We start from the raw sequence: 11,543 nt of genomic DNA on the forward strand, positions 1-11,543 counted from the left end.
TTCAAGCATAACCGCACCTTACAAAAGGAGTGAAAAAATGAAAAAACAGTACATATCAGATATAAGAAAAGGTAAAAAAGGTCAAAGGGTAAAGATTTATGGTTGGTTAAAAAACAAGCGTAGACACGGCAAGATAATTTTTTTAGATATTTGTGATTCAACTGGAAATATACAAGTTGTCGTTGAACGATATAAGGTTGAAGATGCTATTTTCGATTTGGCTAAAACTATATCTCTGGAATCTTCGGTCATGATTGAAGGTATAGCGGGTACCGAAGAAGTGAATTGTCAAACTTTTGAAGTGATCGGTTTAGCTAAACAATTTTCTCCAAACCCCAGATCTAATATTGATATTTTTGATGAAGGGTTAGCGGATCACTTGTTGCGAAATAGACATTTATATATCAGAAATGATAAAGTAATGGCAATCCTTTACTTTAGACATATTATAATGGGACTATTTCATCAGTGGTTTAGAGATCATGGATATGTAGAAATTACCGCACCGCTGCTTACAACAATACCGCTATATCAAAATAGCAGTGTGATACCAGCAGTTTTGCCAGATCAAGAAGCATATTTAACCCAATGTGTTGCTTTCTATTTGGAAGCCACGGTACATGCATTTGAAAAAGTATACAATATTGGTCCAAGCTTTAGGGGTGAAGAAAGTAGAAGTAAACGACACTTAATGGAGTATTGGCATATAAAAGCAGAAATGGCTTTTGGTGATTTTGAAGATATTATTTACCATGTTGAGAGATTCTTGAGATTTTTAGCTATCCAATCTAAAAAATTAGCAGAGAAAAATAGAATAAGTGAAACATTGGGTAGAGAATTTTGTGATGACTGCGAAACTATTCCTTATCCACGGATTACTTATCGTGATGCAATATCTTTATTGCAAAAGAAAAAAGTTAATATTACTTTCGGGGAAAGTTTGAGTACAAAAGAAGAGGAGCTTTTATCCAAGAATTTTAATGGTCCATTTTGGGTAATTGGCATTCCAAGAAAAATAGAGCCATTTCCTTATAGGATAGACCCTAACGATCCGGAAGTAACTCTTACGGCTGATTTAATAGCATCAAGGGGTTATGGAGAACTTCTTGGGGTTGCTGAAAAAATATCTGATATTAATGAATTGGATGAGCGCATGAAAGAAAAAGGCAAGTCAAATGATCGTCGATATGACTGGCTAAAACAGTTAAGAGAGTTTGGTTCTGTGCCACATATTGGATTTGGAATGGGCGTTGAAAGATTTATACGATATTTGTTGCAGATTCCACATGTGCGTGATGCAATACCTTTTCCTCGAACATTTCGACGAAAAATTTACCCATAAGAAAGGAGATTGCAGGTGAAAACGACAACCATTGCATTGTTACTACAAGAAAAAGGTAACAATGTACGCTTTCATGGATGGGTTGATAAGATTAGAAATCTCAAATATGTACAATTTCTAATTGTACGACAGGGTGACCACGCAGTTCAACTTGTAAATGAAAAAGGCAACAAAGCGGAAGAGATTATTAATAGTCTCACCTTGCACTCGACAATTCTAATTACTGGTAAGGTAGTAGATAATCCAAACGTTAAATTATTGGGTTTAGAAGTTCAGATAGGCTCTATTGAAATTACTAGTTTAGCAGAAAGAGAATTGCCAATCAATGACAACTCTAATCATGAGACAAGAATGGATTGGAGATTTCTTGATTTAAGGTCAAGAAAGAATTATTGGCTTTTCAAAATTCAAACTCTTCTAGAAAGAGCACTGAGAAATTATTGGAATACGAGAGGATGTGTAGAAATTCATTCTCCAAAACTAATGGCTACTGCAAGTGAATCGGGTGCAGAGTTGTTCCAAGTGGATTATTTTGGAGATAAGGCCTGTTTGGCTCAATCGCCTCAATTCTATAAACAAATGGCAATGGCCGCAGGACTAGATAGGGTATTTGAAGTGGGCCCGGTTTTTAGAGCCAACCCCTCTTTTACTTCTAGACATGACACCGAATTTACTAGTATTGATGTAGAGATATCTTGGATTGATTCCCATGCGGATGTAATGGATTTTGAAGAAGAAATGATAAAATACGCTATCAATACCTTGATGCAAGAGTTGCCAGAATCACTCAAAGGCTTTTTGGGAATATCTATCCCCAAAACAAATATCAGTTTTCCAAGAGTAACTCTGATAGATGCTAAAGAATTAGTGTCTAAGACAGGATATAAGAGTCAAAAAACTGATGATTTAGATCCTAGAGAAGAAAAAGTAATAAGTGATATTATTAAAAAAGAGACTGGGTCTGATTTTGTCTTTATTACTGATTATCCTATAACAGCAAGACCTTTTTATCATATGCGTCATGAGAGTATGTTGACTCATACTAAAAGCTTTGATCTTTTGTTTAGAGGAGTAGAAATAACAACCGGAGCTCAACGTGAACATAGATATGAAAAACTAAAAAATCAAGTCTTAGAAAAAGAACTTAGTATTGAAGAATTAAAACAGTATCTAGATTTTTTCAAATATGGTTGTCCACCACACGGAGGATTTGGTTTTGGGCTGACTAGGTTTTTGATGAAATTACTGGGTTATAAAAATGTGAGAGAGGTAACATTTTTGTATCGTGGACCAAACAGATTAAGTCCATAAATCAAAAGACTCCAATAAGGAGTCTTTTTTAGTTTCTTATTCTATATATTATATTATTTATTTTCAATAACAAAATAATCCGAGCAAAATTCAATATGTATTCTATGTTGTTTAAATTTTTTTGCCAATTCTTTAGCTAGATTTTCTAACATTTCTATAGCTTCTTTATCAGATGCGTCATCTCTAATGATACCTTTATAATGAAATGCTGGTTCATATTTTGAAGATATTTTTTTACCTTCAATCCAAGGATAAATAAATTGACCTTTAAATAAAGTGCCTACAACAACTTTTTCACCACTTTTAATTCTTTCCTCTATCCATTTTTGTATCAGCTTACGAACTTCTGTAATCGTATGTATTTTAGCAGATGCCCCATAACCTTCTTTCAATCCACATGAAATTTTAAATGGTCTATATTTTTTCTTTTTCATAAATTACATAATTAATCTTTAATCCATTTATATAATACATTTTAATTATACACTTGACAAGTATACCCTTATAATATAAGTTAAGCTTAATCTCGCATCAAGGAGTTTATGATGAATAATTATTTGTCATCAGTTGTAAAGTCTGGTCAGGTCAATACGCCGCCTGGAAGTTATTTAACTATTAAAGAATGGATACGTAATTCATTTATCAATAACCAATCCAATATACTTGAAATTGGCTGTTCAACTGGTTTTATTACTATTGAAATTGCACGCTACACTGAAGCGAGATGTGTGGGCGTCGATATAGATCAGAAAAGCATTGCATCTGCAAAAAGTAATGTAGATGAATATATCGCTGACAAGGTTTTATTTCAACAAGGAGATGCTGGGAGGTTACCATTTGAGAACAACACCTTCAGTCATGTAGTTATTGGAGGGCATCTTCCATTTACTAAATCAAACAATAGAAGAAGCCATGTTATTGAAGCACTGAGAGTCTTGAAGCCGTGGAGATATATGTTAGTAGCTCTTTATTATTATCATTCATCCCCCCCTAATAATCTTATTGCAGAATTTAACGCTAAAATAGGCACGAAATTATCTACGTCTTGCACAAAAGATTACTGGGATAGGTTGTTTGCCAATCTCTTAATAACATTAGAATACGAGTCAGAATATAATGTAGTACCTGCAGACGATAGACGTATAAAGGAATACATTAGTCAGATGTCTCCAAATACAAGAAATGATTGGCAGGAATATTTACATTTATTTAACGAAAATGGTAAATTCCTTAGTTATTTCGTCAGAATTTATAGAAAAATACCGACGAAGGTAATTTAATGATTCAAGTTCCAAGAGGTGGCATATACACTGTAAATAAAAAATATGGTGATAACCTTTAATTTCAAAGACCCCAACAAGGGGTCTTTTTTAGTTTCTTATTTTTTCTGCAAGTTGCGTAAGGCGTTCATCATCTTCTCTTTTGTAATCATGAGATGATATATATCCTTCATACTTTTTAAAATATTTATCAACATTAGATTTTAGTTCTTCCCACTTTTTCATATTAGCGGTGCCATGCATAGGAAAAAGTTTTGCATGGACATGGTCTACGCCGAAACCTTCAAAAATCATTCCAGTTCTACCTACATCTTCTAATTTTTCATCTAATAATTTAGCTACTTTTTTAGATGCTAACACCAGCCCTGTCAACACTTCGTCTGACAAGTCAAAAGCATAGCTTGGGTAATGTTCTTTTGGTATAACCACACTAAACCCTTCTGTATTTGGAAATATACTAAGGAAAGCAAGGTGTTTTTCATCTTCCCAAATTTTATATGACGGTACTTTTCCACTTACTATATCGCAAAAAATACAATTTGTTTTTTCCATATATTTATTATATATCTATATTATTTACTCTATCAAAAAAATAAAAATATATCAACTTATAAAGTAAACTTAATAATATATTTTTTTAAAAAATGAGAGATAACCTTTTAAAAATAGAAATCAATTTTTATGTAATTTTAGATAAATACAATATTTTAGTTCGAATATTATCTCCGGAAATGTCTATTATCACGATTATCGGTTTGTTACTATAGATATTAATAGATAGACTTTATTACAAATTTTAAAGAACGGTTTTTTTGTATCTTGACATTATTATGCCTATATACTATTATTATAGATTCTCTTATGCAATTATTATTTAATAGACTGAATCAAAAAATAAAGGAGGCTGACACCATTCTTTTTGTTTCGCACAGAAATCCCGACCCTGATACGTTAGGAAGCGCTTTGGCTATAGGGTCTTACGCAGAGAGCATGGGAAAAAAGACCGGTTATTTTTGTTTAGATAAAATACCCGATAATTTTTCTTTTATTAGTGAATCTAAAAAGTTTACAGATAGTATTGATATTTTTTTAGGAGCTTATGATTTGGTAATTTTTGTAGATTGTAGCGAACTTAGGCGGTGTGGAATAGAAGATATATTAAAATACAAAAAACAAACTTGGGCCGTTGTTGATCATCATTTAAATAAACAAAAAGACGCTGATATTGTGATAAGGGACAATCGTGCCGGAGCCAACTGCGAAATAGTTTATGACTTCCTGAAATTTATTGATTTTTTTATAACTCCTGATATTGCGACAGCTCTTTTATCCGGCCTTTTGATTGATACTAATTTTTTATCAAATGCCGCGGCAACCGAAAAATCAGTCAGTATCGCTAGCTCTCTTCTATCTTTAGGCGCGGATTATAGGCGGATTGTTAAGTTTTTTTATACAAATAAAAATCCGGAAATATTACGGGTTTGGGGGATAGCCCTCTCGCGTTTAAAATTAAATAAAGAAAAGAATATCGCTTCAACAGCTATTTTCATAAATGACATTAGTAGCGATTACGATGCTGTGTATGAAGCACTGGAAGGACTTTCAAATTTTTTAAATGCCATATTAAATGCTGACATAATTTTAGTTTTAAAAGAAGTGGATGGCGGAGCCAAAGGCAGTTTCCGCAGTAATAATGATAATTTTGACGTGGCTGAGATTGCCTCTCAATATGGCGGAGGAGGGCACAAGCGCGCGGCTGGATTCTTTGTTGCCGGCGGACAAATTGTGGAAGGAGATAATGAATGGAGAATTGAAGAGCGATTGACTTTTAAATAATAATAAGATATATTTTACTTATAAATTATCAATAAAAAAATTATGGAAAACAAAAAAGAAATAAAAAATTCATACTTAATTCCTACTGTTATAGAAAAATCTCAATTTGGTGAAAGAGCTTATGATATTTATTCTCGGCTTCTGAAAGATAGGATTATTTTTTTAGGAAGTCCGATTGACGATGCCGTTGCAAATACCGTTATTGCAGAACTTTTGTTTTTAGCAAGCCAGGATAAAACGGCTGATATAAAATTATATATAAATTGTCCCGGTGGAGCCGTAACTGCCGGAATGGCAATATACGACACGATGCAATTTATTAAACCGGATGTTTCAACTATATGCGTTGGTATGGCTGCATCAATGGGGGCATTTTTATTGGCCTCGGGCGCAAAAGATAAAAGATTTGCTTTGCCTAATTCAGAGATCATGATTCATCAAGTGATGGGTGGAGTTGAGGGTCAGGCAACCGATATAAAAATACGGGCAGAGAGAATTTTGAAAATAAAAGATAATTTAAATAGGATTTTAGCAAAGCATACTGGTCAATCGCTTAAGAAAGTCGAAGCTGATACAGAGCGTGATTATTTTATGAGCGCGGAAGAGGCTGTTACTTATGGTTTAGTAGATAAGATAATCAAGTAAAATCATCAATACAGCATTACCGAAGAACATAAAAATCTCCTTATTTAGGGGATTTTTATGTATATTGAATACTAAAATTACACTTAACTTGACAGTTTTTAGGGTTTATGATAAAGTAAAATATGCTTTATTGAAAATATGATAAAGAAAATGAAGCTGTATTCGGATAGTTGCATCCACGACAAGCATGGGGGCTAGTTAGAGGCAAGACCTGGTTCCGACTAGACTTGACCTTTGGCTAGTCTTCTTGGGTGCAACTATCCGAATATATTAAAAAATCCCCGATTCGGGGATTTTTTTAGTATTAGATACCAGATGTTTTTTCCGATGTGCTTGTTGTGCCTACGAGCCAGACTTCTGCCCATGGTCGGTAGTGACTATAAAAAATAGTAGCCAACTCTTTTCTATTGTCAGGATATTTAACGTTATATTCAAAATAGGCATCAGCTCCGGCATGAGCGGTTTCTAATTTTTTCTTTTGTCCTACTGGTAGCTCGGTTGTATAAATATATTTTACAGCTGGAGGAGGTGTAGTGTTATAGATGACGGGTTTCGTATAAACAACCTCTCGCCCATCATCGGTTCCCCAAAATTCAAAGAATAATTTTGTTCCGTCAATCCTGGTTTGAATTAGAACATAACTTGGAGTATCGTTTATAAACTTTAGATCAGGTGAAGGATTATAGATTGTTGCGTCAGTACCCGCCGGTTCATAATAACTTACGCGATAAGAATGGTTTCTCCTTTCTGTGATATTGAATCCGCTATCAATTGCTCCTCTAAATACGGTTGTCCCAATCTGACAAAGTCCGCCACCAAATTCTGGCACTGTCCGGCCCTCTTTAATAACTAGCTCAGGCTTAAAACCGTTTTCAGCATCTATTTTTCCGAGCGCAGTTATTAATGAAAATTCTTCATCGGGTTTTATTAGAAGACCGTTCAATTTTTCTGCTCCTGTTTGTATATTGTGAATTCTGTTTGGAGGGCTACCTGTGAAATTCGACTCCCCGATCCCTAGTAATGTACTTATTCCGAGCTCGTTAGCGTTTGATGTTGTTATTTTAGGCATGTCGGTTGCTATAACAGCATTAACTGCCGGAAATCCGTTAGCAAGAACATTATTTAAAGCTAGTCGTGTTCTTTCTCCATCAAAGGCAATCCCTAATTGACTGGTTTGAAATTCTTTTACTCTGCCATTTTCAATTATAAATTTTGCTTCTTTCGCCGGAATGTTCACGACTTGTTTTATTTGTGTTATAAATTTTTCAAAATTACTTTTATTTATTGCCAACACAGCCACACCATCCACTTTTTCAAAATAAAGCATTTTTTTCAAATCTGCTCTTGTTATTTCCCAGATGTCATCTCTATATTTTATTTTAAAAGGAGTCCTAGCTAAAGCTTGATTTATTTCTTCTACCCTATCTTCAACTTCATATTTTTTGATTGTAGGACTCTTTGAAATTATATTAACTGTAGCATATGGACGTTGAAGCAATGACAATTGAGAGTTTATTGTTTTAGCAAGATTTTCATAATTGATTTGTGAACCGACGATTTCATTTGTTATCTCGATCTTATCTCCATTAAAGTGTATTGATGCATTTTGCGATGGGACTTCATATCCTTTAAGGTTCTCTTGAAAATATTGATATAGATTATTTTCTTCAAATTCTACCTCAGCTTTTATTTCTTTTTTTGCGACTAAAACATCTATTGTGTCTTTTAGATTTTGAAGCGGATTAAATGAATGTCTACCGACTTCATATAATTTTTCAACTGTTTTTTCTACATTAAATTTTATAATTTCACGTGTTAAATCAGGGTCAGTTGCATATTGTTGGAGTTTTAAAGAAATTTCGTCACCATTAAAATATAGTGTCGCGCCTTTTTCAAGAAGATTATTCGATGTTCCTGAAAGAAGAATTTTTGCCTCTTCTTTTGAAAGGCCTCCAAAATAAGCGTTGCCTATATAAACATTTTTATATATAACGCCAGTTTGTGATGTCCGAAAAAAAAGAATTCCCAAGAATATTAAAAAAATTATCGATGACCCGACAACATAACTCCAAATATGTTTACGATATTTTTTAAATAAGCGGCGCATATTATTCCTCAAGTTCTTTTACTTGTATTTCTTTTTTTTTATTAATTTTTGGAAGAATTACAGTTAACACCCCACGCTTAATAATCGCTTTTACCCTGCCTTTATTTACTTCGGAGGGTAAAATAATGGAACGAGAAAAACTTCCCCAATAACATTCACGGTGAATAAAATCTTTTCCTTCAACACTTTCTTCCATTTCACGTTTTCCGCGGATAGTTAAAATGTCATTATTAACACTAATATCAATATCCTCCGGCTTGGCGCCAGCGATTGTTGATTTAACTATTATGTTATCACCCTTTTGATAAACATCAACCTTAAGCTCGCCCTCTTCCTCAATTTGCGAAATAGGGTTATATAAATATTCATCTCGTGATTTGTTGTGCTCTATGATTTTATCTAATAAGTCCATAATAATGTATATATCTATATTATCATTGTATCATATTTATTTTTATTGTGAATAAAAAATCCCCAAAAATTGGGGATATATATTAACTGAGATCGGGGATAATGGTTTTTTTGATAACCAACCCGTGGCGCAAAAGGTTGGTTTTCAATAATGCCATATTGATATGTCTTTCATGATATGGGAATCCAGCCGGCCAAGATTGTGGATGTGAAAGTATTTGGAGTAAGGTCTCGGTAGCCGGAAAGGCGGTGTATTGTTGCATTGCAGAAAGGCAAACTTGTTCATTATACATGCAGATTGATTCATAAATGATAGTTGTTTTCACACCGGCTTTTTCGCCAACGACATAAACTCGCCAAACCATCATGTCGCGTTCGCCTTCTTTTGGAATAAGATTTCGCCAAAGCCAATCAATAAACTCTTCTTCGTTTTTCGTAGCAAGAGCTTTTCTTACTTTTGTAAAGTGGCTAAATTCAGTATGGCGAAGTGTTGCGTAAGAGACCGTATCTGATACTTCTTCCCAAAGTTCAATATCCGGTTCAAACGCTTCTGCCGTTACGGCAGCCTCGGTATTAATTATTTTTTTATCATTATGCAGAACGAAGGTCTGGCTATTACCCGGCATAAGAGGTTCGCCCTTAACTTTTTTTCCGCCAAATATATAATACGGAGTAGCCGCATATTCATAGTAAAGTCCTGGAACGCTAAAAAAACTTGCATGTCCGAGTTTGCCACGTGGGTTCTGCAAGATTCCTCCGCAATACATTCTGACACTAAAGCATTTATCCAATTCCTTTATTCCCGCAAATCCAACATCAGAGATAATCCCAGGTGCCATTCCACATCCGCGAGCATAAGATACATCTATTTGTTCTGCGGCATCGCGCAGATATTCTTGCTCTCCTGTTGCTTGTCCGAGGTCAACACCAGGAAGTCCGGCCATAATAATCGTTTGAGTAGTTTTTGGGAGCAGTCTATATGGAAGCGCGTTAAATACGCCATGATATTTTCCTTCTTGCAATACACGAAGCAAAATATCTGGATCATCTGCATCCAATAGAAAGATATGCCCTTTGCTACCAAGATATTTTCGAATAGCATAAAGTCGCATATCATCATTGTCGTAACAGACAAATTCTTTGACCCGCGGGTCATGATTCAAATAATAAGCTACGCCTTGCGCTTGTTCGCCGGCTCCAAGAACTGCGATTTTGAACATCCTGCCTCCTTGCTGAAAGAGCTATTTTGACTTTATTAAAAATTGCCTCTAATGTCAAGTTGACAAATATAAAAATATGTGCTACTATATTCTTTAGTTTATGCCGCTATCGTCTAATGGTTAGGACATCAGGTTTTCATCCTGAAAATCGGGGTTCAATTCCCCGTAGCGGTACCAGCAAAAGTATCTAACATAAGTTGGAAGTTTTTATTGGTATTATATAGGAATTGAACAAAGGGGTGGTAAGGGAAAGTATTTCCCCTACATTCTGAGGAGAGCTATTCGAGAACCCGGAGGTTCTCGAAAGAGCGAAGCGACGTGAAATTCCCCGTAGCGGTACCAGCAAAAGCGCCTCGATAAATCGGGGCCTTTTTGCTGGGTAATGATATAATGTAGTTATGAAAATTTTAGGGATTGAAACATCTTGTGATGAAACAGCAGCCTCTCTTTGCGAAGTAAAGGGTGGAAATTTTAAAATTATTTCAAATATAGTTTCGTCGCAGATAAATATTCATAAAAAATATGGTGGAGTGGTGCCGGAGGTTGCCGCAAGAGCACACGCGGAAGTTGTTTATGATGTAGTGGGGCGGGCGTTGGGAAAAATAAAAATAAAAACTATTGATTTAATCGCTGTAACATACGGACCCGGACTTGTAACCTCTCTGCGCGTCGGAGTTTTGGCTGCGCAAGCGATTGCGGGGCTCGCAGACATTTCTCTTGTTAAAGTAAATCATACCGAAGCGCATTTATTATCGCCATTTTTAAATAATAAAAGGATTGGGTTTCCTGCGCTTGGGTTAATCGTAAGCGGAGGACATACAGAGCTGGTCTTAATGAAAGATTTTGGAAAATATAAAATTATTGGAGAAACCCGTGATGATGCAGTTGGCGAGGCATTTGATAAAGTGGCGAAGATGCTAAATCTTGGTTACCCCGGAGGTCCGATTATTTCGCAACTTGCCATAAGACAAGGCGCTGAACCTCTTAATTTAAAATTGCCCCGCCCGATGTTAAATTCTAAAGATTTTGACTTTTCTTTTTCCGGATTAAAAACCGCAACCTTATATTTAGCAAAAAAAATGAGTAAAACAGAGCTTAAAAAAATGACACCTGCAATCTGCAAAGAATTTCAGAATGCAGTGGTAGATGTTTTGGTTAAAAAAACTATATACGCCGCAAAAAAATATAATATAAAATCAATTCTTGTTGGTGGCGGAGTTAGTGCTAATAAGGAGTTGCGGAACGCTTTGGAAAAATTAGATTATAAAGTATATTTGCCTAATTTAGAATATACAGGAGACAACGCATCAATGATTGCATTTGCCGGCTGGAAAAAATATAAGCGCGCAAAAAAGAACGAAGTTTTTAAAATAAACGCCAGTCCGAATTTA

At 34.9% G+C, this 11,543-nt stretch carries 11 protein-coding genes and 1 tRNA gene; 7 read left to right on the forward strand and 5 right to left on the reverse strand.

Annotated elements, in window-relative coordinates; genetic code table 11:
• The first annotated feature begins 37 nt into the window (after positions 1-37).
• Complete coding sequence (locus COU51_03190) at positions 38-1,342, forward strand: hypothetical protein (GenBank protein PIR66520.1); 1,305 nt, start codon at positions 38-40, stop codon at positions 1,340-1,342.
• A gap of 30 nt (positions 1,343-1,372) precedes the next feature.
• A complete protein-coding gene (locus COU51_03195; protein PIR66597.1) occupies positions 1,373-2,653 on the forward strand; it encodes an aspartate--tRNA(Asn) ligase in 1,281 nt (426 codons plus the stop codon).
• A gap of 53 nt (positions 2,654-2,706) precedes the next feature.
• Here the strand turns inward: COU51_03195 and COU51_03200 are convergent, their stop codons facing one another.
• A complete protein-coding gene (locus tag COU51_03200; GenBank protein ID PIR66521.1) occupies positions 2,707-3,087 on the reverse strand; it encodes a hypothetical protein in 381 nt (126 codons plus the stop codon).
• A gap of 108 nt (positions 3,088-3,195) precedes the next feature.
• On the opposite strand from COU51_03200, the gene COU51_03205 reads away from it, so the two are divergent.
• On the forward strand, positions 3,196-3,933 hold the full coding sequence (locus COU51_03205; protein ID PIR66522.1) for a hypothetical protein: 738 nt from the start codon (positions 3,196-3,198) through the stop codon (positions 3,931-3,933).
• A gap of 90 nt (positions 3,934-4,023) precedes the next feature.
• Here COU51_03205 and COU51_03210 read toward each other — a convergent pair whose 3' ends face one another.
• Positions 4,024-4,485, reverse strand: coding sequence for a diadenosine tetraphosphate hydrolase (locus COU51_03210; protein PIR66523.1), 462 nt, complete (start codon positions 4,483-4,485; stop codon positions 4,024-4,026).
• Positions 4,486-4,794: 309 nt separating this feature from the next.
• Between COU51_03210 and COU51_03215 the strand changes: the two genes are divergently transcribed.
• Together COU51_03215 and clpP are read left to right on the forward strand one after the other, a co-directional pair.
• On the forward strand, positions 4,795-5,769 hold the full coding sequence (locus tag COU51_03215) for a hypothetical protein (GenBank protein ID PIR66524.1): 975 nt from the start codon (positions 4,795-4,797) through the stop codon (positions 5,767-5,769).
• A gap of 42 nt (positions 5,770-5,811) precedes the next feature.
• Complete coding sequence (gene clpP, locus COU51_03220; GenBank protein ID PIR66525.1) at positions 5,812-6,414, forward strand: ATP-dependent Clp endopeptidase, proteolytic subunit ClpP; 603 nt, start codon at positions 5,812-5,814, stop codon at positions 6,412-6,414.
• 304 nt (positions 6,415-6,718) lie between these two features.
• Here the strand turns inward: clpP and COU51_03225 are convergent, their stop codons facing one another.
• The 3 genes from COU51_03225 to COU51_03235 form a co-directional block, all read right to left on the reverse strand.
• Positions 6,719-8,521, reverse strand: coding sequence for a hypothetical protein (locus tag COU51_03225; protein ID PIR66526.1), 1,803 nt, complete (start codon positions 8,519-8,521; stop codon positions 6,719-6,721).
• 1 nt (position 8,522) lies between these two features.
• Positions 8,523-8,933, reverse strand: coding sequence for a hypothetical protein (locus tag COU51_03230; protein ID PIR66527.1), 411 nt, complete (start codon positions 8,931-8,933; stop codon positions 8,523-8,525).
• Positions 8,934-9,015: 82 nt separating this feature from the next.
• Positions 9,016-10,152 (reverse strand): hypothetical protein, encoded by a 1,137-nt coding sequence (locus COU51_03235; GenBank protein PIR66528.1) that lies wholly within the window; start codon positions 10,150-10,152, stop codon positions 9,016-9,018.
• Between the two features lie 102 nt (positions 10,153-10,254).
• On the opposite strand from COU51_03235, the gene COU51_03240 reads away from it, so the two are divergent.
• A tRNA-Glu gene (locus COU51_03240) sits at positions 10,255-10,329 on the forward strand.
• 221 nt (positions 10,330-10,550) lie between these two features.
• Positions 10,551-11,543: tRNA (adenosine(37)-N6)-threonylcarbamoyltransferase complex transferase subunit TsaD (gene tsaD / locus COU51_03245; GenBank protein PIR66598.1), on the forward strand; the 993-nt coding region annotated here is incomplete at its 3' end.

The sequence above is a fragment of the Parcubacteria group bacterium CG10_big_fil_rev_8_21_14_0_10_36_14 genome (genome assembly GCA_002772895.1).
Taxonomy (GTDB): domain Bacteria; phylum Patescibacteriota; class Patescibacteriia.